Origin of the sequence: Microbacterium sp. MYb62 (genome assembly GCF_002979475.1) — a bacterium.
Taxonomy (GTDB): domain Bacteria; phylum Actinomycetota; class Actinomycetes; order Actinomycetales; family Microbacteriaceae; genus Microbacterium.
This window is the reverse complement of record NZ_PCOY01000006.1, coordinates 131,504-155,245: the sequence shown is the minus strand read 5'-3', so window position 1 is coordinate 155,245 and position 23,742 is coordinate 131,504. Positions and strand designations below refer to the sequence as shown.

19 protein-coding genes are annotated in these 23,742 nt (G+C 68.6%); 9 read left to right on the top strand and 10 right to left on the bottom strand.

Annotated elements, in window-relative coordinates; all coding sequences use genetic code 11:
- The first annotated feature begins 16 nt into the window (after window positions 1–16).
- The 3 genes from CQ042_RS09060 (at window position 17) to CQ042_RS09050 (ending at window position 4,023) form a co-directional block, all read left to right on the top strand.
- On the top strand, window positions 17–1,222 hold the full coding sequence (locus CQ042_RS09060) for a thiolase family protein (protein WP_105670144.1): 1,206 nt from the start codon (window positions 17–19) through the stop codon (window positions 1,220–1,222).
- Between the two features lie 8 nt (window positions 1,223–1,230).
- Entirely contained in the window at window positions 1,231–3,375 is a 2,145-nt protein-coding gene (locus CQ042_RS09055) for a 3-hydroxyacyl-CoA dehydrogenase NAD-binding domain-containing protein (protein WP_105670176.1), read from the top strand.
- Between the two features lie 96 nt (window positions 3,376–3,471).
- On the top strand, window positions 3,472–4,023 hold the full coding sequence (locus tag CQ042_RS09050; RefSeq protein ID WP_105670143.1) for a hypothetical protein: 552 nt from the start codon (window positions 3,472–3,474) through the stop codon (window positions 4,021–4,023).
- Here the strand turns inward: CQ042_RS09050 and CQ042_RS09045 are convergent.
- Genes CQ042_RS09045 through CQ042_RS09035 form a run of 3 tightly spaced genes read right to left on the bottom strand, consistent with a single transcriptional unit; the run spans window position 4,008 to window position 8,161 of the window.
- Window positions 4,008–5,639, bottom strand: a complete 1,632-nt coding sequence (locus tag CQ042_RS09045) for a GMC family oxidoreductase (protein ID WP_105670142.1) — start codon at window positions 5,637–5,639, stop codon at window positions 4,008–4,010. The two genes, CQ042_RS09050 and CQ042_RS09045, sit on opposite strands and share 16 nt — an antisense overlap.
- Window positions 5,632–6,537, bottom strand: a complete 906-nt coding sequence (locus CQ042_RS09040; RefSeq protein ID WP_105670141.1) for a YegS/Rv2252/BmrU family lipid kinase — start codon at window positions 6,535–6,537, stop codon at window positions 5,632–5,634. Before CQ042_RS09040 ends, CQ042_RS09045 begins: the two co-directional genes overlap by 8 nt.
- A gap of 1 nt (window position 6,538) precedes the next feature.
- Complete coding sequence (locus CQ042_RS09035) at window positions 6,539–8,161, bottom strand: FAD-binding oxidoreductase (RefSeq protein ID WP_258132166.1); 1,623 nt, start codon at window positions 8,159–8,161, stop codon at window positions 6,539–6,541.
- 20 nt (window positions 8,162–8,181) lie between these two features.
- On the opposite strand from CQ042_RS09035, the gene CQ042_RS09030 reads away from it, so the two are divergent.
- From CQ042_RS09030 to CQ042_RS09020, 3 genes are all read left to right on the top strand, one after another.
- On the top strand, window positions 8,182–8,760 hold the full coding sequence (locus CQ042_RS09030; protein WP_105670140.1) for a TetR/AcrR family transcriptional regulator: 579 nt from the start codon (window positions 8,182–8,184) through the stop codon (window positions 8,758–8,760).
- Window positions 8,757–10,208, top strand: coding sequence for a glycerol-3-phosphate dehydrogenase/oxidase (locus CQ042_RS09025; RefSeq protein WP_105670139.1), 1,452 nt, complete (start codon window positions 8,757–8,759; stop codon window positions 10,206–10,208). Before CQ042_RS09030 ends, CQ042_RS09025 begins: the two co-directional genes overlap by 4 nt.
- Window positions 10,209–10,279: 71 nt before the next feature.
- Entirely contained in the window at window positions 10,280–11,041 is a 762-nt protein-coding gene (locus CQ042_RS09020; RefSeq protein WP_258132165.1) for an SPFH domain-containing protein, read from the top strand.
- A 36-nt stretch (window positions 11,042–11,077) separates the two neighbouring features.
- On the opposite strand, the gene dxs is transcribed toward CQ042_RS09020, so the two are convergent.
- The 5 genes from dxs to dut all read right to left on the bottom strand — a co-directional run bounded on the left by dxs (window position 11,078) and on the right by dut (window position 17,948).
- Window positions 11,078–13,018 carry a 1-deoxy-D-xylulose-5-phosphate synthase gene (gene dxs, locus CQ042_RS09015; protein ID WP_105670138.1) on the bottom strand — a complete coding sequence of 647 codons (1,941 nt, stop codon included), beginning with the start codon at window positions 13,016–13,018 and terminating at the stop codon, window positions 11,078–11,080.
- A 157-nt stretch (window positions 13,019–13,175) separates the two neighbouring features.
- A complete protein-coding gene (locus CQ042_RS09010; RefSeq protein ID WP_105670137.1) occupies window positions 13,176–16,010 on the bottom strand; it encodes an aconitate hydratase in 2,835 nt (944 codons plus the stop codon).
- Between the two features lie 153 nt (window positions 16,011–16,163).
- Window positions 16,164–16,898, bottom strand: a complete 735-nt coding sequence (locus CQ042_RS09005) for a DUF3159 domain-containing protein (protein WP_105670136.1) — start codon at window positions 16,896–16,898, stop codon at window positions 16,164–16,166.
- Window positions 16,895–17,482 (bottom strand): DUF3710 domain-containing protein, encoded by a 588-nt coding sequence (locus tag CQ042_RS09000; RefSeq protein WP_105670135.1) that lies wholly within the window; start codon window positions 17,480–17,482, stop codon window positions 16,895–16,897. The genes CQ042_RS09005 and CQ042_RS09000 overlap by 4 nt, the downstream gene beginning before the upstream one ends.
- Window positions 17,475–17,948, bottom strand: coding sequence for a dUTP diphosphatase (dut, locus tag CQ042_RS08995; RefSeq protein WP_181157507.1), 474 nt, complete (start codon window positions 17,946–17,948; stop codon window positions 17,475–17,477). The genes CQ042_RS09000 and dut overlap by 8 nt, the downstream gene beginning before the upstream one ends.
- 12 nt (window positions 17,949–17,960) lie before the next feature.
- Between dut and CQ042_RS08990 the strand changes: the two genes are divergently transcribed.
- Entirely contained in the window at window positions 17,961–18,425 is a 465-nt protein-coding gene (locus tag CQ042_RS08990) for a DUF3093 domain-containing protein (RefSeq protein ID WP_105670133.1), read from the top strand.
- Between the two features lie 80 nt (window positions 18,426–18,505).
- Here CQ042_RS08990 and CQ042_RS08985 read toward each other — a convergent pair whose 3' ends face one another.
- Complete coding sequence (locus tag CQ042_RS08985; protein WP_028501760.1) at window positions 18,506–18,799, bottom strand: DUF4193 domain-containing protein; 294 nt, start codon at window positions 18,797–18,799, stop codon at window positions 18,506–18,508.
- A 198-nt stretch (window positions 18,800–18,997) separates the two neighbouring features.
- Here CQ042_RS08985 and sepH point away from each other — a divergent pair, with 198 nt between their 5' ends.
- Window positions 18,998–20,047, top strand: coding sequence for a septation protein SepH (gene sepH, locus CQ042_RS08980; protein WP_105670132.1), 1,050 nt, complete (start codon window positions 18,998–19,000; stop codon window positions 20,045–20,047).
- 32 nt (window positions 20,048–20,079) lie between these two features.
- Here the strand turns inward: sepH and CQ042_RS08975 are convergent, their stop codons facing one another.
- Window positions 20,080–21,201, bottom strand: coding sequence for an alkaline phosphatase family protein (locus tag CQ042_RS08975; protein ID WP_258132163.1), 1,122 nt, complete (start codon window positions 21,199–21,201; stop codon window positions 20,080–20,082).
- A gap of 44 nt (window positions 21,202–21,245) precedes the next feature.
- Here CQ042_RS08975 and CQ042_RS08970 point away from each other — a divergent pair, with 44 nt between their 5' ends.
- Entirely contained in the window at window positions 21,246–23,687 is a 2,442-nt protein-coding gene (locus CQ042_RS08970) for a DNA topoisomerase (ATP-hydrolyzing) subunit A (RefSeq protein WP_105670131.1), read from the top strand.
- Window positions 23,688–23,742 lie beyond the last annotated feature (55 nt).

The window sequence follows — 23,742 nt, the reverse complement described above, 5'->3', positions numbered from 1 at the left end:
CTAACTTGGAGGCAGAGTGGCCGAGATCTCGGACGTCTTCTTCGTCGATGGAGTACGCACGCCCTTCGGGCGTGCCGGCGAAAAGGGCATGTACTGGAACACCCGCGCGGATGACCTCGCCGTGAAGGCGACCATCGGCCTGATGGAGCGCAACGCTGCCGTCCCGGCCGACCGCATCGACGATGTGGCGATCGCCGCGACGAGCCAGACCGGCGACCAGGGGCTGACACTCGGCCGCTCGGTGGCGATCCTGGCCGGACTTCCGCAGACCGTGCCGGGACTCGCGGTGGAGCGCATGTGCGCGGGCGCGATGACCAGTGTCACCACCATGGGCGCATCGATCGGCGTGGGCATGTACGACTTCGCCCTCGCGGGTGGCGTCGAGCACATGGGGCACCACCCCATCGGCGGCAACGCCGACCCGAACCCGCGCTTCGTCGCGGAGAAGATGGTCGACCCCGGCGCCCTCAACATGGGTGTCACGGCCGAGCGCATCTTCGACCGCTTCCCGCACCTGACCAAGGAGCGCTCCGACCGCTTCGGCATGCTGAGCCAGCACAAGGTGCAGGCCGCCTACGATGCCGGCAAGATCCAGCCCGACCTCGTTTCCGTCGCGACCAAGGGCGCCGACGGAGCATGGGGTCTCGCCACCGAGGATGAGGGCCGCCGCCCGCAGACCACGATGGAGGACCTGGCGGCGCTCAAGACGCCGTTCCGTCCGCACGGACGCGTCACGGCCGGCACCTCCTCGCCGCTCACCGACGGGGCGACGATGTCGCTCCTCGCCGGCGGTGGAGCTGTGAAGGAGTTCGGACTCGCACCGAAGATGCGGATGGTCTCGTTCGCGTTCGCCGGTGTGCAGCCGGAGATCATGGGCATCGGTCCGATCCCGTCGACCGAGAAGGCCCTCAAGAAGGCCGGTCTCACGATCTCCGACATCGGGCTGTTCGAGCTCAACGAGGCGTTCGCCATCCAGGTGATCTCCCTGCTCGACCACTTCGGCATCGCCGACGACGATCCCCGCGTCAACCAGTGGGGCGGCGCAATCGCGGTCGGCCACCCCCTCGCGGCATCCGGCGTGCGTCTGATGATCCAGCTCGCGGCACAGTTCGCCGAGCGTCCCGATGTCCGCTACGGTCTGACCGCCATGTGCGTCGGCCTCGGTCAGGGCGGTTCGGTCATCTGGGAGAACCCGTACTACGACGGCAAGAAGAAGAAGTGAGCGCGAACGTGACGAATTACGACGAGATCGACTTCTCCCCCATCCAGGCGCTCACCGACGGCGAGGTCATCACCCAGTCCCCCGTGCGCGACATCCGTCTCGCATCGGGCAAGGTGCTCGCCCTGATCACGCTCGACAACGGTCGTGACCACACCCGTCCGAACACGCTGGGTCCTGCGACTCTCACACAGCTGGGCGAGACGCTCGACGGGCTCAAGGCCCGGGCCGCTGCCGGGGAGATCCACGCGGTCGGCGTCACGGGCAAGCAGTACATCCTCGCCGCCGGCGCCGATCTGTCCGACATCAGCAAGGTCGGCTCGCGCGACAACGCGCGCCTGATCGCGCAGCTCGGGCACAAGGTGCTCGGCAAGCTCGGCGACCTCGGTGTGCCGTCGTTCGCCTTCGTGAACGGCCTCGCCCTGGGCGGCGGCCTGGAGATCGCACTGAACTCCAGCTACCGCACCGTCGATGCCTCTGCCGCGGCCGTCGCACTGCCCGAGGTCTTCCTCGGCATCATCCCCGGCTGGGGTGGGGCCTACCTGCTGCCGAACCTGATCGGCATCGAGAACGCCCTCGAGGTCGTCATCTCCAACCCGCTCAAGCAGAACCGGATGCTGAAGCCGCAGCAGGCGTTCGACCTCGGCATCTTCGACGCGATCTTCCCCGCCGCGAACTACCTCGAGAACTCGCTCGCCTGGGCCGACGCCGTGCTCGGGGGCAAGAAGGTCGAGCGCAAGAACGAGCCGGGCAAGATCGAGCGCCTCACCAAGTGGCCGATCGCGATCAAGATGGCGCGCGGAATGCTCGAGTCGAAGATCGGCACCATGCCGAAGTCGCCGTACGCGGCACTCGACCTGCTCGACAAGGCCAAGAGCGGCACCAAGGCCGAAGGCTTCGCCCGCGAGGACGAGGCGCTCGCCGAACTCGTCACGGGCGACCAGTTCGCCGCGTCGATGTACGCCTTCGATCTGGTGCAGAAGCGTGCGAAGCGACCTGTCGGCGCGCCCGACAAGCAGCTCGCGAAGAAGGTCACCAAGGTCGGCATCATCGGCGCGGGCCTCATGGCGAGCCAGTTCGCACTCCTGTTCGTGCGCAAGCTCCAGGTGCCGGTGCTCATCACCGATCTCGACCAGGCGCGCGTCGACAAGGGAGTCGCCTACATCCATGAGGAGATCGGCAAGCTCGAGGCCAAGGGTCGTCTCGACTCCGACTCGGCGAACAAGCTGCGCGCGCTCGTGACCGGCACCACCGACAAGAGCCTCTACGCGGACTGCGACTTCGTGATCGAAGCGGTCTTCGAAGAGGTCGGCGTCAAGCAGCAGGTGTTCGGCGAGATCGAGAAGATCGTCGCCGACGATGCGATCCTCGCGACCAACACGTCGTCGCTGTCCGTCGAGGAGATCGGGTCGAAGCTCGCACACCCCGAGCGGCTGGTCGGGTTCCACTTCTTCAACCCGGTCGCGGTCATGCCGCTCATCGAGATCGTGAAGACGCCGGCGACCGCTGACGCCGCTCTGTCGACCGCCTTCGTCGTCGCGAAGAACCTGGGCAAGAACGCTGTGCTCACCGCCGATGCCCCCGGCTTCGTCGTGAACCGCCTGCTCGCGAAGGTCATGGGCGAGGCGGCACGTGCCGTCTACGAGGGCACCCCGATCGCCGACGTCGAGAAGGCCTTCGGCCCGCTCGGCCTGCCGATGGGCCCGTTCCAGCTCATCGACCTGGTCGGGTGGAAGGTCGCCGCCCACGTGCAGGACACGATGGTGCACGCGTTCCCCGAGCGGTTCTACGCCAACGAGAACTTCCACGCCCTCGCCGAGCTCGATGCGGTCGTGGAGAAGGACAAGGGCGGACGCGTCGTCGGCTGGAGCAAGCAGGCCGAGAAGGTCCTCAAGCCCGCTGTGGGCAAGACGCCCGCCTCGGCGGCGACGATCCTCCAGCGTGTGCAGGACGGCCTGGCTCAGGAGATCAAGCTGATGCTCGACGAGGGCGTCGTGCCCGAGGTCGAAGACATCGACCTGTGCCTGATCCTCGGCGCCGGCTGGCCGTTCATCGATGGCGGTGCCTCCCCGTACCTCGACCGCGAGGGTGCATCGGAGCGGGCGTTCGACGGCTCGTTCCACACCCCGCAGATCCGCGGCGTCGAGAGCCGCTGATCGAGAAGATCATCACACGAAGCGCCCCGTCGGATTCCTCGCGAATCCGGCGGGGCGCTTCGTCGTCCACTGCGGACGGGGGCCTAGCCTGGGGCGATGACCTCTCGTCCGTCCCCGCGCACGGCGCAGCAGCCGATGGCCTTTCTCTGGCGCGAGTTCTGGCGCGGTGCCGTCGCCACCTGGATCACCTTCAACACGCTGTTCCTCGTGGTGACGACCGTCGTCCTCACGATCATGTCGCGCTCGCTGCAGGGCATCTTCTCGATCCTGATCCTGGTGGCATGGTTCCAGCTGCTCTTCGTCGTGGCCATCTCCGCTCTGGCGACCATCGTCGGCGGCCCACTCGCCTTCGGACTGGGTCGACTCCTGCGGACCGTGTCGGGCATCCGCCGACACCTGGTCGCCTTCGCGGGGCTCGGTCTCGTCGTCGGAGGTCTGGTCATCGCGATCGTCGGCGTCTGGCCTGTGATCGAGACCGAAGAGTTCGGCACCCTGCTGAGCCACCTCACCGAGCCGTACATCGCGCTGCCCCTCTTGGGCGTGAGTGCCATCAGCGTCGCCTACGGCTGGTACTGGACGGCATCGCGGGCGCTGCTCGACGTCCCGGCGCCGCAGACCGCGACCGCCGAGGCTCAGTTCGCGGACTGAGCCGGTCGGCAGTCGTCGGCGCCGCGTCGAGGCCAGTAGGACAGCGCCCGTTCCGCGAGCGCGGTGATCGTGAGCGAGGGGTTCACACCGGGATTCGCCGGAACGGCCGCGCCGTCGACGACGTGCAGGCCGGGGTGTCCCCAGACCCGGTGGTACGGATCGACGACACCGTCTGCGGGGGACGCGGAGATCACCGCACCGCCGAGGAAGTGCGCCGTGAGCGGGATCCCGAACACTTCCGGCCAGGAGCCCCGCGCAGCAGTGGGGACCCCGCCCTCGTCCTGGACCCGCGCCGCGATCGCCGCGGCCGCCGCGTGCGCCTGCGGGAGGTAGCTGGGGTTCGGCTCGCCGTGTCCCTGCGCACTCGTCAGCACGAGTCGACCGAGGCGTCGGCGCAGCGACAGGGTGAGCGAATTGTCCGCCGTCTGCATCACCAGCGCGATGATTCCGCGCTCACTCCAGCGACGGAGGCTCGCGAGGCGGAACTGCCGTAGCGGGGAGCGGAGCACCTGCGCGCCGAGACTGCGCAGGCGCACCCCCAACGGCCGGTCGCCGGGGACGAGCACGGTCGCCAGCGCACCCATGAGATTCGATCCCGGACCGTAGCGGACGTTCTCGACGTGCGTGCGATCATCGATGTGGAACGAGGTCGTGATCGCGACGCCCCGAGCGAGCTGCAGCGATTCCGGGACACTCGTCGCGACCGCGCCGTCCAGCGCCTCGGAGTTGGTGCGCGTGAGGCGGCCGACAGATGCCGAGATCCGCGGCAATGCCCCGGACTCCTTCATGCGGTGCAGCAGCTGCTGCGTCCCCCAGGTCCCGGCTGCCAGCACGACCTGCCGGGCGGTCACGGTCCGCCGCGCGTGCCGGAACCAGGCCCCGCTGCGCTGCGTCGTCACGGCGAATCCACCGCCCGGGAGTTCACGCACTTCGCTCACGGTGCGCAGCGGCTCGATCACGACACCTCGACGCTCGGCGAGGGCGAGGTAGTTCTTCATGAGGGTGTTCTTCGCGCCGACACGACACCCGACCATGCAGTTTCCGCACAGGGTGCACCCCGTGCGGTCCGGCCCTTCGCCGTCGAAGAACGGATCGGGCGTGCGCTCCCCCGGCTTTCCGAACCACACGCCCACCGGCGCGTGGCGGAACGTCGACCCCACGCCGAGATCGTCCGCGGCGCCGGCCATGATCCGCTCCACAGGACCTGTGTGCGGGTAGTGCTCGACGACGCCGAGCATCCGCTTCGCCGTCGCGTAGTGCGGTGCCAGCTCGGACTCCCACTCCGCGATACCGTGCCACTGCGGATCAGCGAAGAAGGCCGTCCCCGGCTGATACAGCGTGTTCGCGTAGTTGAGCGATCCGCCGCCAACGCCGGCCCCGGCCAGGATCATCACGTGCGGCAGTCGGTGGATACGTTGCACACCCTGGCAGCCGAGCGCCGGTGCCCACAGGTACCGCCGGACATCCCAGCTGGTCTTTGCGAAATCATCGTCCTCGAAGCGACGACCCGCCTCGTAGACCCGAACACGGTAGCCCTTCTCCGCCAGTCGCAGAGCGGCCACGGACCCTCCGAAACCGGAACCCACGACCACGACATCCTCGTCGAACTCAGTCATCGCTCTCCTTCGGCACCATCATCGTGAGCGCGCCCGGCAGCACTGAGATGGTGCACTCATCCTCGCCGATCCGCTCGCCGTCGGCGTAGACCACGAGGCCGGGCGCCGACACCGTGACGGACCGGGCACGACGATGCGCGACCTCACCGCGCGCGAGATGCGTCCCGCGGAGCAGCAGCGGGAACAGACGCAGCAGGCGCAGTCGACCCAGCGGCGCGACATGGACGATGTCGAGGAGTCCGTCGTCGGGGACGGCCCCGGCGCAGATCGGCATCCCACCCCCGTAGCTCGAGGTGCTGCCGGCGGCGATCAGCGTACCCGGCGCGCTCCTGGCGGCTTCTCCGTCGACGGCGAGGGTGAAGTCCATCGGTCGCAGCCGCACGAGTTCGATGAGCAGCGCGAGGTAGTAGCGAGGAGAACCGTGCGGCCAGCGGAGTCTGTTGGTGCGGTCGCTGACCTTCGCGTCGAATCCCAGTGCCGCGATGGTCAGGAACTTCCGGCTGCCCAGCGCCGTGCGGACGACGCCGACGTCGATCGCCCGCGGCACGCCGGTGAGAGCGAGATCGGCGGCCGCCCTGGCGTCACTGCGCGGGAGCCCGAGGGCACGGGCGAGATCGTTCCCCGTGCCCGCGGCCACCAGAACGATGGGGACGTCGGCAGCGCACAACGTGTCGAGCACGCCGGAGAGCGTGCCGTCACCACCGACGACCACGAGGAGGCGAGGCTCGTCCGCCAGCGCGGCCACCGCGAGCCGAGCGGTGTCCGCGGCGGATGCGCCCGCGTACGCGCGCACCTCGGCGCCGCGCTCCCGGAGAAGCCGGACAGCCGACTCTGCCGCTCGCCCGCCCCGGCCTTTGCCGGAGAACGGATTCGCGAGCACGGCGATGTGCTCGGCCACGTCAGTGGGCCCGTTCGGCGGGGATCACGGCGCCGGGGTTCAGGATGCCCGACGGATCGAGTTCGCGCTTGATCGCACGGAGGATGCGGATGCCGGTCTCGCCGATCTCGTGACCGAGCCAGGGCGCATGATCCCGGCCGACCGCATGGTGATGGCTGATGGTCCCACCCGAGGCGATGATCGCGTCGTTGACACGCGCCTTCACCGCGCCCCACACACCGACTGGGTCCGAACGGAGGCCGGCGAGCACGGTGAAGTACAAGGATGCTCCGGTCGGGTAGATGTGGGACACGTGGCACATGACATACGACTTCGCCCCGGCGTCCCCGAAGCCGTCTTTGAGAGTAGACTCGACCGCCGAACGCAGCGTCTGCAGATTCGACCACGTCGTCGCGGTCTCGAGCGTCTCGCAGAAGACTCCGGCGTCGAGCAGCGAATCCCGCAGGTAGGGGCCGTCGAATCGACCTTTCAGCCACTCCTCCGCGGCGCCTTCGCCCGCCGACACTCCGCCGGCAGCAGCGAGCTGGACACCGGCACGGGCACGCCTCTCAGCGATACCGGGCCCCTCGTACACGGTCACCACGCTCGCGCCCTTCGCGAGAGCCTTGCCGATCTTGCCGACCTGCGCGAGACTCACCGCCGTCTCCGCCTCGTCGGAGAGCCGGATGACGGTGGGCCCGTCACCCTGTTGCGCGACGCGGCGCAGACCCTCCGCGCCGCCGGCGAAGTCGGGGAAGGACCAGGACTCGAACACCCGATCACGCGGGATCGGGTGCACCCGCACCCGCACCTCTGTGATCACACCGAAGATGCCCTCGGAGCCGAGGAAGACCCTGATCAGATCGGGTCCTGCGGCGGAGCCGGGCGAGCGCCCGAGCTCGATGTCTCCGGTCGGCGTCGCCACTCTGAGCCCGGTCACCATCGTGTCGAAACGTCCGTTGCCGGCCGAGTTCTGCCCCGAGGACCGGGCCGCCGCGAATCCGCCGATCGTGGCGTAGCGGAAGCTCTGAGGGAAGTGGCCGAGCTCGAAGCCGCGCGCGGACAGCGACGCTTCCGCCTCCGGCCCCGTCGTCCCCGCCGCCAGCAGGGCTTCGCCGCTGATCTCATCGAGCCGGATCAGACCGCTGAGACGTCGCAGGTCGAGGCTCACGACCGCATGATGCGTACCCCGCTCGGGGTCCAGCGCTCCGACGACGCTCGTGCCGCCGCCGAAGGGGACCACCGCGACCCCTCGGGCGACCGCGATGTCGAGGCACGCGCGGACCTCGTCGTGGTGGGCGGGACGGAGGACGGCGTCCGGGGCGTCCTGGTGGACCTCGCGACGACGGAGGAGGTCGGGTGTCGAGCGCCCACCCGCGTGACGGATGCGCGACTCGGGGGCGTCATCGACGTTCGCCGGGCCGACCACGGCACTGAATGCCGCGTGGTCCTCAGCGGTCAACCGCGAAGGCTCGAGCTGCACGTGCGCGAGCTCGACGGCCGGCCGGGGCTTGCGCACGCGCCCCAGCAGCATCGGCAGCAGCGCTCGCACCGCCAGAGGCAGGTCCTTCGCCTTGGCCGGATCGCCCCAGCCGTTCCATCTCATCGACGGGTCCGCATCGACCCTGCCATTGTCTTGGCCCATGCGTTACAGTGTGACACATCATGGAAGAACGTCAACCTCTGTGGGACGCCACGCAGACGCGGATCCTCGACGCCGCCGACTCGCTGATCGAGCGTCGCGGCGTACACGGCGTCACGATCGCCGAACTCGCCCGCCGTGCCGATCTCAGTCGCCCCACGATCTATCGCAACTGGAGCGATGCGGACGATGTCGTCCGCGCCGCGCTGCTGCGCCGCGTCGCCGGCATCCTGAGCACCTTCCCCGCGGATGCGTGCACCCGAACCGCCCTCGTCGACGACGTGCTCCGTTTCACCATGCTCTTCCGGAACGACTCGCTCTACAGCCGGCTGCTCGCCGACGAGCCCGAGGCATTCACCCGGTACACCCTGCAGCGCGTGGGATCGAGCCAGCGCATGATCCTGCGCTGGCTCGCCACCGCCATACGCGCCGCGCAGACGGACGGATCGGTCAGACGAGGCGCGCCCGAGGAGATCGCTGTCATGCTGCTGCTCATCGCGCAGTCCGCGGTCCTCTCCCACGGCACGGTGGCCGACATCATCTCCGAGAGCGCGTGGGAGCGCGAACTGCGAGCCGCACTCGACGGACTGCTACGCCCATGACCCGGGAATCATCCGCGCTCAACGTCGCGCGACGGAGGATCGAACTCGCACGCGCAGCCGACGAGACGGTCGACGTGCTCGTCGTCGGAGGAGGGATCACGGGCGTGGGAGTCGCCCTGGACGCCGCCTCCCGCGGTCTCCGTGTGACGCTCATCGAAGCCGAGGACCTCGCCTTCGGGACCAGCCGGTTCAGTTCGAAGCTCGTGCACGGCGGCCTGCGCTACCTCGCGACCGGTGACATCGCGACCGCGAGAGAGAGCGCACACGAGCGGCATCTCCTGATGACCACGATCGCCCCGCATCTGATCCGCCCGCTCGGGCAACTCCTGCCCTTCTCCCGTGGAGTCACACTCCGCCAGCGCACTGCGGGCGCCGTCGGGATGGGATTGGGCGACCTGCTCCGCATGCGTGCGCACACCACGCGCACGACACTGCCCGCCCCCGCTCTCGTGTCCGCGCGCTCCGCCACCCGTCTGGTGCCTGCACTCGATCCGCACGGGCTCCGCGGCGGAATGCTGTCCTTCGACGGTCAGCTGGTCGACGACGCACGGCTCGTGGCGACCGTCGCCCGCACCGCAGCGTCTCTCGGCGCCCGCATCCTCACCCGGGTCCGTGCGGTGGTGTTGCGCGGTGACGGCGCGTCCGTCGAGGAGACGACGACAGGCGAGCGGTTCGAGTTCAGAGCCCGCGCCGTCATCAACGCAACCGGCGTCTGGGCGGGAGCGCTCGACCAGACGATCCGAGTGCGCCCGAGCAGAGGCACGCACATCGTCCTCGACGCCGCCGACCTGGGTGCACCGTCGACAGCGCTCACCATCCCGCACGAGGGATCGATCAGTCGCTACGTCTTCGCGCTGCCCCAGGCCTACGGACGGGTGATCGTCGGCCTCACCGACGAAGACTCTCCCGGGGTCGTGCCGCGTGTCGCGCAGCCGACCGAGCCCGAGATCGACTTCCTGTTGAAAAACCTCAATCGCGTGATCGGCGCACCGTTGGGTCGAGAGAGGGTGCGCGGCGCCTTCGCCGGCCTGCGTCCGCTGGTCGACAGCGGGATGGATTCGACCGCCGATGTCTCGCGCCGCCATCTTGTGACGGCATCCGAGATGGGGTTCGTCACGGTGCTCGGGGGAAAGCTGACCACCTATCGCCGGATGGCCGAAGATGCCGTGGACCTCGCGGTGCGGACGCGCGGACTACCGACGACGCCGAGCCGCACGGCGTCGTTGCGGCTCGTCGATCGAGCGGTTCCCGCCTCCGACGAGGTGTTGGATGATGCGACGGCGTTGACCACCGCCGAGGTCGAGTTCGCCGTCCGCGCGGAGGGCGCGATGACCGTCGACGACGTCCTCGACCGGCGCACCCGCATCGGACTCGTGGACGCCGATCGCGTCCGCTGCCGCGCAGCGGTGGAGGACGTCGTCGCCCGCACTCTCGCCGACCTTGCCTGACCCCCTGCGGCGAATCCCGAGCGCGGCGTATCCTGGGCACGGCGTCGCGGGGAACGCGAGCGGAACAGCGCATGAACTCCCCCGTCCGATGCTTCCCGATGGCACGCCGTCACGCCGCGATCCTGCACAGTGGTGACATGGACATGCTCTTCACGATGCTGGGCGGCAAGGGGATGTCGGGACTGCTGAAGACCGGCACGGCGATCCTCACCACGCTCCTGGTCCTCCCCGCCCTGCTCAAACTCTTCATCGTCACCGTCGACGAGGGCTGGGCGGCGATCCGGACGCGCAACGGCAAGCCGATCATCCGCAACCGTCCGCAGCGTCGTCCGAGGAACCGCGGAGGTGCGGTCGGGGAGGTCGTCGTTCTGGACCCGGGCTCGCACGGAGCGTTCCCGCTGTTCTACTGGTACAGGCTCATCGATGTGCGCTGCCGCGCGACCGACCTCCCGGTCCGAGAGATGGGCGGTGCCAGTGGACATCAGCACCGGGTGCATGCTTCTTTCGAGTGGCGACCCATACCGACCGGTCGAGACCTGCGCGTCTTCGAGCTCGACGTCGTCAACGTCAAGGAACGCGTCTCCAACATCGTCGGCGCGGCACTGAGAGACGTGATCCGCGGGATCGACGGGAACGAACTGCCCCACAACGATGAGATCAACACGAGGGTGATCGCGGCCAGCGCCGAGGAGGTGCGACGAGCCTGCGGCGTCGAACTCGTCCGAGTGATGGTCACCGGCGATGCGCTCACCGACGGATACCTGCTTTCCGCGGCGCTTCGAGACGTCGACCGCGGCGCACAGGCCGTCGCCGCCCTGCACGCGCTGAACTGACGTCAGACGGTCGTCGTTCTGTCGAGCGCGTGATGCTCAGCGGCGCTCGTGCAGCGGCAGATCGATCGCCCCGGTCTCGCCGGCATGACGCGCCTTCGGGATCCTGGTTCCCAGCACCTGCGCCACGATGTCCTGCGCGATCTTCGGGGCGGTGAGGCCCGCGTCGGCGAGGATCTGGTCGCGAGAGGCGTGGTCGATGAACTCATCGGGCAGGCCGAGCTCGTCGACGGCCGTGTCGATGCCTGCCTCGCGAAGCACCTGGCGGACCCGCGTGCCGATGCCGCCGACCCGGATGCCGTCCTCGAGGGTGATCACCAGGCGATGATGAGCAGCGAGCTCGACGATCGACGGCTGCACCGGGATCGCCCACCGCGGATCGATGACCGTGGCCCCGATCCCCTGGGCGCGGAGACGGTCGGCCACATCGAGAGCGAGTTCGGCGAACGGTCCGATGGCGACGATGAGCACGTCCTCGGACTCGCCGCGGGCGAGCACATCGACCCCATCCTCCAGCCTCTCGATCGCCGGAAGATCGGCCGCGACCTCGCCCTTGGGGAAACGGATGACGGTCGGAGCATCGTCGACCTCCACGGCCTCGCCGAGAGCCTCGGTCAGGCGTGCCCCATCACGAGGGGCGGCGATGCGGATGTGAGGAACGATCTGCAGCATCGCGAGGTCCCACATGCCGTGGTGGCTCGGGCCGTCGGGACCGGTGACCCCGGCACGGTCGAGCACGAAGGTGACGCCCGCGCGGTGCAGAGCGACGTCCATGAGCACCTGGTCGAACGCCCGCCCCATGAAGGTGGCGTAGAGAGCCACGACGGGGTGCAGACCTCCGTAGGCCAATCCGGCGGCGGATGCCACCGCATGCTGCTCGGCGATTCCGACGTCGTAGACACGATCGGGGAAGCGCTCGGCGAAGGGTGCGAGCCCCGTCGGACGCAGCATGGCCGCGGTCATCGCGATCACGTCGCTCCGCTGCTCTCCCACCGAGACCAGGGCGTCCGAGAACACGTCCGTCCAGCCACGACCGCCCGACGACAGCGTCTCACCGGTCGTGGGGTCGATCTTCCCCACCGCATGGAACTGGTCAGCCTCGTCATCACGCGCCGGCTGATAGCCCCGGCCCTTCTCTGTGATCGTGTGCACGATGACCGGAGCGCCGTACGACTTCGCCAGATCGAGCGTCTCGAGGAGCGCGGGGAGGTCATGACCGTCGACCGGTCCGAGGTACTTGATGTCGAGATTGGAGTAGAGCGCCTCGTTGTTGGTGAACCGCGAGAGGAAGCCGTGCGTGCCCCCACGGACACCGCGGAACACCGCGCGGCCGACCGGACCGAACGCGCGGAACAGTCGATCGGAGCGCTGATGGAGGTCCTTGTATGCCGCCGCGGTGCGTACGCGGTTCAGATACCGCGACATCCCGCCGATCGTGGGTGCGTACGAACGTCCGTTGTCGTTGACGACGATGACCAGGTTGCGGTCGTTGTCGTCGGAGATGTTGTTGAGCGCCTCCCACGTCATGCCACCGGTCAGCGCACCGTCGCCGACGACGGCGACGACATGACGATCTGCGCGACCCGTCGCCGTCAACGCCCGGGAGATGCCGTCGGCCCAGCTGAGCGAGCTGGAGGCATGCGAGGACTCCACGACGTCGTGGGCACTCTCGCCGCGCTGCGGATAGCCGGCGAGGCCCCCGCGCACCCGCAGTCCGGAGAAGTCCTGTCGACCGGTGAGGAGCTTGTGCACGTATGACTGATGCCCGGTGTCGAAGATGAACGGGTCGTCCGGCGACGAGAAGACGCGATGCAGCGCGATCGTCAGCTCGACGACGCCGAGGTTCGGGCCGAGGTGACCACCGGTCTGGGAGACGTTCTCCACCAGGAAGGCGCGGATCTCCGCGGCGAGCTCGGCCAGCTGGTCGGTCGTGAGCGCGTCCAGATCACGGGGTCCTGAGATGCTCGGAAGAATGGGCATCTGCACCTCCTCACAGGCTCCGTCAGAAGCGCCCGGCAAGGGTGCGGGCGCCTCTAGATCCTACCCCGACAGGCGGAGAAACCTCGGTGAGCACCCACCCCCTTGACAGGGCGAAGGGGCTCGGATCCGAAGACCAGAGCCCCTTCGTCCGCTGCGATCAGACCAGCGAGCGCAGCACGTACTGCAGGATGCCGCCGTTGCGGTAGTAGTCCGCCTCACCGGGGGTGTCGATGCGGACGACCGCATCGAACTCGACCGGCTGCTTGCCCTCGGGCGAGTTCTCGCTCGGGGTGGCCGTGACCTTGACCGTCTTCGGGGTCACACCGTTGTTGAGCTCTTCGAGCCCCGAGATCGAGACGATCTCCGTGCCGTCCAGACCCAACGACTCCCAGCTCTCGCCGGCGGGGAACTGCAGCGGGACCACGCCCATGCCGATCAGGTTCGAGCGGTGGATGCGCTCGAAGCTCTCGGTGATGACCGCCTTGACGCCCAGCAGGCTCGTGCCCTTCGCCGCCCAGTCGCGCGACGAACCGGAACCGTACTCCTTGCCACCGAAGATGACGAGGGGCGTGCCCTGCTCCTGGTAGTTCATGCTCGCGTCGTAGATGTACGACTGCGGGCCGCCGGGCTGCGTGAAGTCGCGGGTGAATCCGCCCTCGACGACCTGCCCGTCGTTGACCGCCGCGACCATGGCGTTCTTCAGACGGATGTTGGCGAACGTGCCGCGGATCATGACCTCGTGGTTTCCACGACGCGAGCCGAAGGAGTTGAAGTCCTTCCGATCGACGCCGTGCTCGGTGAGGTACTGCGCAGCAGGGGTACCCGGCTTGATGTTGCCGGCGGGCGAGATGTGGTCGGTCGTGACCGAGTCGCCGAGCGTCGCCATGACGCGCGCACCCTCGATGTCCTTCACCGGGGTGAGCTCCATCGTCATGCCGTCGAAGTACGGCGCCTTGCGGACGTAGGTGGAGTTCTCGTCCCACTGGAAGATCGCGTCATCCGGGGTGGGAAGGCTGCGCCAGCGCTCGTCACCGTCGAACACGGTCGCGTACTGCTTGATGAACTGGTCGCGCGAGATCGACGAGTCGACGATCTCCTGCACCTCGTCCGGCGTCGGCCAGATGTCCTTGAGGAACACGTCGTTGCCGTCGGAGCCCTTGCCGAGCGGGTCGTTCTCGAAGTCGAAGTGCATGGAACCTGCCAGCGCGTACGCGATGACGAGCGGCGGGCTGGCGAGGTAGTTCATCTTCACGTCGGGGCTGATGCGCCCCTCGAAGTTGCGGTTGCCCGAGAGCACCGCGGTGACCGCGAGGTCGTGCGAGTTGATCGCCTCGGAGACCTCTTCGATCAGCGGACCGGAGTTGCCGATGCAGATCGTGCAGCCGTAGCCGACGGTGTAGAAGCCGAGGCCCTCGAGGTCCTTGTCGAGTCCGGACTTCTCGTAGTAGTCGGTGACGACCTTCGAGCCCGGGCCGAGCGTGGTCTTGACCCACGGCTTCTGCTTCAGGCCCTTCTCGAGCGCCTTGCGTGCCACGAGACCCGCGGCGATCATCACCGACGGGTTCGACGTGTTGGTGCACGAGGTGATGGCCGCGAGCGTGACGGCGCCGTTGTCGAGGATGTACTTCTCCCCCGACGGCGTCGTGACCGGCACGGGCTTGGAGGCGTTCGCCGGAGCGCCGCTGTTGATGTGGACCGGACGCGTGGTCGGCTCCTCGTCGCCGGGGACCTGACCGGGGTCGGACGCCGGGAACGAATGCTTCGACTCGAGGTCGACGATCGAGTCCGAGGTCGAGGGCGAGGCGTAGCTCAGGATGTCCTGCTCGAACTGCGACTTCGCCTCGGACAGGAGGATCCGGTCCTGCGGGCGCTTCGGTCCGGCGATCGACGGCACGACGGTGCCGAGGTCGAGCTCGAGGTACTCGCTGAAGATCGGCTCGTGCGCGGCGTCGTGCCAGAGCTTCTGCTCCTTGGCGTACGACTCGACCAGCGCGACGGCCTCTTCGCTGCGGCCGGTCAGGCGCAGGTACTCGAGCGTGACGTCGTCGATCGGGAAGATCGCGGCCGTGGAGCCGAACTCCGGCGACATGTTGCCGATGGTGGCGCGGTTGGCGAGCGGCACCGAGGCGACGCCCTCGCCGTAGAACTCGACGAACTTGCCGACGACGCCGTGCTTGCGCAGCAGGTCGGTGATCGTGAGCACGACGTCGGTCGCGGTGACGCCGGCGGGGATCTCACCCGAGAGCTTGAAGCCCACGACGCGCGGGATCAGCATCGACACGGGCTGGCCGAGCATCGCGGCCTCGGCCTCGATGCCGCCGACGCCCCAGCCCAGCACGCCGAGGCCGTTGACCATGGTGGTGTGCGAGTCGGTGCCGACGCAGGTGTCGGGGTAGGCGCGGAGCACGCCGTCGACGTCGCGGTCGTAGATGACCTTGGCCAGGTGCTCGATGTTCACCTGGTGCACGATGCCGGTTCCCGGCGGGACGACCTTGAAGTCGCTGAACGCGGTCTGGCCCCAGCGCAGGAACTGGTACCGCTCGCCGTTGCGCTCGTACTCGATCTCGACGTTGCGCTCGAGGGCGTTCTCCGAGCCGAACAGGTCGGCGATGACGGAGTGGTCGATGACCATCTCGGCGGGCGAGAGCGGGTTGATCTTGTTCGCGTCGCCGCCGAGTGCCGTGACGGCCTCACGCATGGTGGCGAGGTCGACGATGCAGGGAACACCGGTGAAGTCCTGCATGACCACGCGTGCCGGCGTGAACTGGATCTCGGTGTTGGGCTCTGCCGCGGCATCCCACGAACCCAGCGCCTCGATCTGCGCCTTCGTCACATTCGCGCCGTCCTCGGTGCGAAGAAGGTTCTCCAGGAGGACCTTGAGACTGAAGGGGAGCTTCTCGAAACCGGGCACCGTGTCGATGCGGAAGATCTCGTAGTCGGTGCTGCCGACTGTCAGGGTGCTCTTGGCACCGAAGCTGTTCACCGTGGACACGAATCCGTCTCCTTCTATTCGGATGGGAGCGACAGGCGCCTCCATCTTGCTCGCCGGCGAGCCCCTGCGGCTAGCAAGGCGGACCTAACCAGTCTGCTCCGCGCAGCTCGCCGGCGAAAGCCTGCGATTTATCTTGATGTCAAGATAAATCTATCACGCCTCGGGGGCATCCTCGCGCGCAGGCGTGCGAGGATGCAGCGCACGAACGACCAGCCAGGTGACCGCGATGAGCGGGGCGAACAGCGGCAGTCCCATGATCAGCTTGAGCGTGCCCAGCGCCGTGACGTCGCCGGCGAGATAGAGCGGCAGCTGCACGGCCAGGCGGGCGAAGAACAGTGCGGCCCACGCGATGCCGAGCCAGAAGTAGGCGCGGCGCTTGCGGCGGTCGCTCCGCCAGGTGGTGCCCTCCCCCATCAGGAATCCGACCGCGAGGCCGATCAGCGACCAGCCGATCAGGGCGGAGACCAGGATGACCGATCCGTAGACCGCGTTCGTGATGAGCCCGGGGACGAAGTTGTCGGCGCCACGCCCGGTCCACAGCGCCAGCGCGGCCGCGGCGACGGCGGCGACGAGTCCGCCGATCGCGGCCGACGGCGGTGACTTCTGCAGGAGGCGGACGATCGTGAAGACCGCGGCCAGTCCGACGGAGATCCCGAGCGAGAGGATGAGCGGTTCGGGGCGGATGGTGAAGATGACGACGAAGGCGAGGCTGGGCAGCACCGATTCGAGGATGCCGCGCACCCCGCCGATCGCGGACCAGACGACCTTGTGCGTGCTCGCACTCTCCGCAGGGTCCAGCCCGGCACGTCGTGCAGCGCTGCCGAGAGCTTCGCCCAGGATCTCGGAGGTGCTCTTCTCGCGTTCGGCGTCGGGTTCCGGAGTGCTCACGCGGAACCCGGGGTCGCCGGCATCTTCAGCGGGATCAGGTCGCGCGGCGGCATCGGGGAGCCGCCGCGGACGACCACGATCGATCGGAAGAGGTCTTCCACCTTGGTGGCCGCGTCCGGGTCGGAGGCGCCGGCGCCGCCGATCACCCCGCGCAGGAACCACCGCGGGCCGTCGATGCCGATGAAGCGCGCGAGGCGCAGACCGGATCCTTCTGCCGCCGTGGCGGGAACTTCGGCGAGGAGCTCCTTGCCCAGCGGGCCTTCGCGCTCTTCGACACGGCCGCCCTGCGCCTTCACCTGGTCGCGCAGCTGCACGCGGGTCTCATCCCACAGCCCTCCGGAGCGCGGAGCGGCGAACGGCTGCACCTGCAGGGAGGAGTCGGCGTAGTCGAGACCGACCGCGACGATGCGCTTCGACTGCTCCTCGACCTCGAGCCGCAGGTTCAGGCCCTCGCGGGGCAGGATCTTGATGCCGCCGAGGTCGATGTACGGACGGACCGGGTTCGCCTCGGAGTCGTCGAAAGGGCCGTCGGTGGCACGGTTGAGCGGTGCCGACTTCGAAGGGGTCTCGTTGTTGTCAGTCATTGGCCTGTCCTGCTTCGTTCTGGTGGAGCCCTGCCTGGTATCCGGTGGAGCCGAATCCACCGGCGCCGCGGACGCTGTCCGGCAGCTCGTCGACCGGGATGAACGTGGCGCGCGTGACCGGCATGATGACCAGCTGCGCGATGCGATCGCCGACCGCCACATCGTACGCGCTCTTGATATCGGTGTTGATCAGGCTCACCTTGATCTCACCGCGATAACCCGCGTCGACCGTTCCGGGCGAGTTCACGATCGAGATCCCGTGCTTGGCGGCGAGGCCGCTGCGTGGAACGACGAACGCCGCGTAGCCGTCGGGCAGGGCGATGCTGACCCCCGTGGCCACGAGGGCGCGCTCCCCCGGCTCGAGGTGCACGGCCTCGGCGGCCACCAGATCAGCGCCGGCGTCTCCCGGATGCGCGTATCCGGGGACCACAGCGGCGATAATGGGGACATCAACGGAATCGGTCACCCCATGAGGCTAATGCAGAACCCCGCTACAGACGCACGTCCCCACTACCGAGAACGGCTCGCTCCCAGCCTCTGGCTGCTCGTGACCGTCGCGGTGGCCGGGCCCATGGTCTCACTCGTCTTCGTGCCGATCGGCTCGACCGTCGCGCTCATGCTCGGCGCGGCTGTTTCGGCTTTGCTGGTGCTCGGGTTCATCGCCGCGACACCGGTCGTCGCCGTCGAGGGCACCACGCTGCGTGCCGGGCGGGCCCAGATCGATGCGAAGTTCCTGGGCGACCCCGTGGCACTGACCGGCGAAGACGCCCGCCAGGCTCGTGGACCCGGACTCCCTGCACGCGGATGGCATCTGATCCGCGGAGGGATCGACGGCGTCGTGGTGGTCCCGAACCTCGACGTGGACGATCCCGTCGACGCATGGACGATCTCCACCCGCACTCCTGACCGGCTGGCCGCCGCCATCCGCGCTGCCCAGTCCTGACGGCGGGATCCCAGGCACAACGACAGCGCGCCCCTGACCGCGACGGTCGGGGGCGCGTGAGACGTCGCTCGGAGGACTGCTTACGCAGCGCACTCCTTGCAGATGGGTCCGGATGCACCCTCGTGGTCGAGCTGTGAGCGGTGCTTCACGAGGAAGCAGCTCATGCACGTGAATTCGTCCTGCTGCGCGGGCAGCACGACGACGTCGAGCTCGAGGTCGGAGAGGTCGGCACCCGGAAGGTCGAAGCTCGACGGGTTGTCGGAGTCTTCGTCCCCGCTTGAGCCGGAGGATTTGTCCGGCACACGCTCCTTGAGGGCTTCGATCGACTCGGAGTCGTCTTCGCTCTTTCGGGGGGCGTCGTAATCGGTTGCCATGCGGTAGATCTCCACTTTCATGGTGCGAGTGGGTGGTGCGCCGTCGGGTATTCGGCGGCCATAGTTTGCACGACCGGAGGGGATAACGCAAATGCTCGTCCGTGCGACAGAGCAAACTCACGGCACGCCCAGGCTATTCCCGGCCCTGGCGCCCCCCGCGTGACACCATGAACGGACACCCATCAGAGGGGCATTCGCATGGAAAACGTCACCATCGTCGGCACAGAAGCAGGAGTCCTCGTACTCGCGACCGAGTCGGGCGAGCGGTTCGCGCTGCCCATCGACGACGTGCTGCAGCGCGAGATCCGTCGCGCCACGCGGCAGGCCGAACCGACCGCGCAGAAGATGGCCGCGAGTCCGCGTGACATCCAGGCGCAGATCCGCGCCGGTCTCACCGCGATCGAGGTCGCCGAGCTCCTCGGAATCAGCGTCGACGACGTCGCCCGCTTCGAGGGACCCGTCCTGGCCGAGCGCGAGCACATCATCGGACAGGCCCTCGCCGTGCCCGTGCTCATCGGGAGCGAGGTGGAACCCGATGCGCAGCCGACATTCGGCGTCGCCGTCCGCGCCAAGCTCCACGAGGTCGAGGCCACGTCGGAACGCTGGGCGAGCTGGAAGGAGGATTCCGGCTGGATCATCAAGCTCGAGTTCACCGCCAACGACGTCGAGCACGACGCGCGCTGGAACTTCGATCCGCGACGCAGTGCGCTGTCGCCACTCAACGCGGATGCCACGCAGCTCTCCCGGCAGGGCGCTCTTCCCGAAGGACTCATCCCGCGCCTGCGAGCGGTCGAGGCCGATCGGGTCACCTCCCCGTACAAAGACGAGAGTCGCTTCGACTCGGGAGCCTTCGGTCCCCGCCTGCTGCCCGCGACGGACACGGAGGTCGACGATCCTTCGCTCCCCGAGCGCTCCGATCTCGCCGCGCAGGACGCCGCGATCAAGCGTGCCCCTGCCTCACAGACGACCAGCCCCGAGACGGCCGACCTCCTGGAGGCGCTGCGGCGTCGGCGCGGCCAGCGCGAGACCGCACCGCTGCTCGATGAGGCCGACGACACCGAGCGCTCCGACCCGAGCCCCATCTCCCTGTTCGACAGCTTCGAGCAGCCGAGCGAGGAACCGGAAGCCCCCCAGCCGGCGGCTCCGACCAACTCATCGGATTCCGGCGACTCCAGCGGCAGGAGGCGTCGGCGCAACGCCATGCCCTCCTGGGACGAGATCGTCTTCGGAGCACGCACCGACGAGTGAAGCGCGCCTGAGGCGAGCTTCTCCCGGGCGTTTCAGCGGGCGAACGCACCCAGACGGATCAGCGGAACCTGGCGCTCCTCGGGCGTGAGCGCGCCGTGCTGGCCGATCATGCCGCGCCCCCGCTGATCCGAAGCCGTGCCGTCGTACACCGCCCACGTGCCACGAGCGATGGCCAGCAGGTCGCCGACCCGCGAGGCCGCCGCCTCGGTCACGATGGGTCCGAACAGGCCTGCTCGGACCGCCTCGTCGCGGCTGACGACATCGGCGACACCTTCGAGATCAACCCGCCAACGTGCCGCCACCGCTGCTGCATCCGCGTCCGGCTCCACGTAGGCATGGAGCATGCGGGGTTCCCCGCCGACATGACGGACACCCTCGAGATGGGCATCCTCCAGCACGACCTGCCGGTTCGGCGGCACGTCGACCATGCCGTGATCCGATGTGACGAGGACTCCGACCCCTGGAGGCACGCGGGCTGACAGCGCGGAGTCCACGTCCTCCAATGCGGCGACCCATTCCCGCGACGCGATGCCGTTCTTGTGACCGGCCTTGTCGACCTCGGGAAGGTAGCAGTAGACGAGTGATCCGGGATTCGACTGCGCGAGCTCGTACGCCACCTCGATCCGTGACGCCGCCGTCGTCGCGGCGACGAACTCGGCACCGCGGAGCGTGGCCTTCGTGAACCCGCTGTGCGCGTAGCCGGCGAACCCGACGGCGAAGCTCTCATGGCCGCGGTGGACGGCGCGCTCGAAGATGGTGGGAGACGCCTGCCAGACCAGCGGATCGATGCCGTCGGTCTCCCAGCCGCTGAGCTGATTCACGAGCACGTCTCGGCTCCGATCGAGCACCCGGTACCCGACGAGGCCGTGTTCCCCCGGCCACACCCCCGTGACGATGCTGGTCAGCGCGGCCGCGGTGGTCGAGGGGAACACCGACTGCGCCACATCCTTCTTCGCCATCCCCGTCGTCAGAGCACGAGCGTGGCCCGCGTGTCCGCGAAGGCTGATCGCCCCGAGCCCGTCGATCACGACGAGGACGACGGAGTCCGCAGGAGGCAGCACCTCGGATTCGCCCCGCAGCGCGGCGAAGAGGTCGCCCGCCACCCCGACGACGCTCCGGGCGCTCGGCGACACGGACGGTAGCATGAAGGACATCCGAGCCAGTCTGACACAGGCTCCCGTATGCCCTCAGGAAGTCCATGCCGAAAACTCCGCAGCCCGAGCCCGTCGAGGAGCGCATCCAGGACATCGACCTGTCCACCGAGATGCAGGGCTCGTTCCTCGAGTACGCATACTCGGTGATCTACTCGCGCGCGCTCCCCGACGCGCGAGACGGTCTGAAGCCGGTCCAGCGCCGCATCCTGTACCAGATGGCCGAGATGGGCCTGCGCCCCGACCGCGGTCACGTCAAGAGCGCGCGCGTCGTCGGCGAGGTGATGGGAAAGCTCCACCCTCACGGTGACTCCGCGATCTACGACGCCCTCGTGCGTCTCGCGCAGGAATGGGCGCTGCGCGTCCCCCTGGTCGACGGGCACGGGAACTTCGGATCCCTCGACGACGGCCCTGCCGCCGCTCGATACACCGAGGCGCGACTCGCCGCCGCCGCCCTGGCCCTCACCGAGAACCTCGACGAGGACGTCGTCGACTTCATCCCCAACTACGACGGCCAGTTCCAGCAGCCGGCCGTCCTGCCCGCCGCGTTCCCCAACCTCCTGGTCAACGGTGCGAGCGGCATCGCGGTCGGCATGGCGACCAACATGGCGCCCCACAACCTCATCGAGGTGGTCGCCGCCGCCACGCACCTGCTCGAGAACCCGGATGCGACCACCGAAGAGCTGATGGAGTTCGTCCCCGGCCCCGACTTCCCCTCCGGGGGGATCCTGATGGGGCTCGACGGCGTCAAGGACGCCTATACGAACGGACGCGGCGCACTCAAAGTGCGGGGCAAGACCTCGATCGAGCCTCTCGGGCCCCGGCGCACCGGAATCATCGTGTCGGAGCTTCCGTACATGGTCGGCCCCGAACGGCTGCTCGAGAAGATCCGCGATGCCGTGCAGTCCAAGAAGTTGCAGGGCATCAGCGACGTCACCGACCTCACAGACCGCAACCACGGGCTGCGTGTCGCGATCGGCATCAAGACGGGCTTCGACCCGAACGCCGTTCTCGAGCAGCTCTACCGCCTGACGCCGCTGGAAGACTCGTTCAGCATCAACAACGTCGCCCTGGTCGAGGGTCAGCCGCGCACGCTCGGCCTCAAGGAGATGCTGAGCGTCTACGTCGGCCACCGCCTCGAGGTCATCACCCGTCGCAGCCGCTACCGACTGAAGCGACGCGAAGAGCGTCTGCACCTCGTCGAGGGTCTGCTCATCGCGATCCTCGACATCGACGAGGTCATCCAGGTCATCCGCTCGTCCGACGATTCGGAGCAGGCACGCACACGGCTGCGCTCGGTCTTCGATCTGAGCGAGCTGCAGGCGGAGTACATCCTCGAGCTGCGCCTGCGCCGGCTGACGAAGTTCTCCCGCATCGAACTCGAGACCGAGCGCGACGCCTTGCTCGCCGAGATCGCCGCCCTCCGCGAGCTCCTGGCCAGCCCCGTGCTGCTCCGGGCCGCCGTCGCCAAGGAGCTCGACGCCGCTGCAGACGCGTACGGCACCCCGCGGCGGACGCTCCTCATGAACGCCGCGCCGCCCAAGCCCCGTGCCACGAAGGGCACGGTCGATCTGCAGATCGCCGACGCGCCGACCGTACTGGTGCTCTCGACCACGGGTCGCACCGTCCGCATCGATCTGGGCGAAGGCCAGGAGCTCACGGTACCTGCGCGCCGCAGCAAGCACGACGCGATCCTGACGACCGTCGAGACCACGGTCCGCGCGGAGCTCGGAGCACTCACCAGCCTTGGACGCGTGGTGCGCTTCTCCCCCGTCGACCTCCCGTCCGTCCCCGCCACGTCCGTGCAGCTCGCCGCCGGAACTCCGCTGCGCGACTATCTCGGCATGACGACCAAGGGCGAGCGTGTCATCGGCTTCGTGCGCTTCGACAGCGAGACGCCGATCGCGCTCGGCACCGCGCAGGGCACCGTCAAGCGCATCGTCCCCTCCGCGATCCCGGTCCGCCCCGACGTCGAGGTCATCGGGATGAAACCCGGTGACACGGTCGTCGGAGCCGCTGAGGCACCGGACGATGCCGAGCTCGTGTTCGTCACGACCGACGCCCAGCTGCTGCACTTCGCTGCCTCTTCGGTCCGCCCGCAGGGAGCCCCGGCGGCCGGCATGGCCGGGATCAAACTCGGCGCCGGCGCCACGGTCCTCTTCTTCGGAGTCGTCGATCCCGCCGCCGAGTCCGTCGTCGCGACGGTCTCCGGCGGAGACAGCGTGCTCCCCGGCACGGAGCCGGGCCGGGCCAAGGTCTCGTCGTTCACCGAGTACCCGGCCAAGGGCCGCGCCACGGGCGGCGTGCGCGCCCACGCGTTCCTGAAGGGCGAAGATCGCCTCACGGTCGCGTGGGTCGGCGCCCACCCGCCTCAGGCGGTGGACCCGACCGGCGCCGTGCGCAAGCTGCCTGTTGCCGGCGCGCGTCGCGATGCCTCCGGCCAACCTGTCGAAGGCGTGATCGGCAGCATCGGGCGCACGATCGTCTGAGCACGCTCCAGGCCGGGATGACCGCCTGCACGAAAGAAGCCGGCCCGGTGTCCAC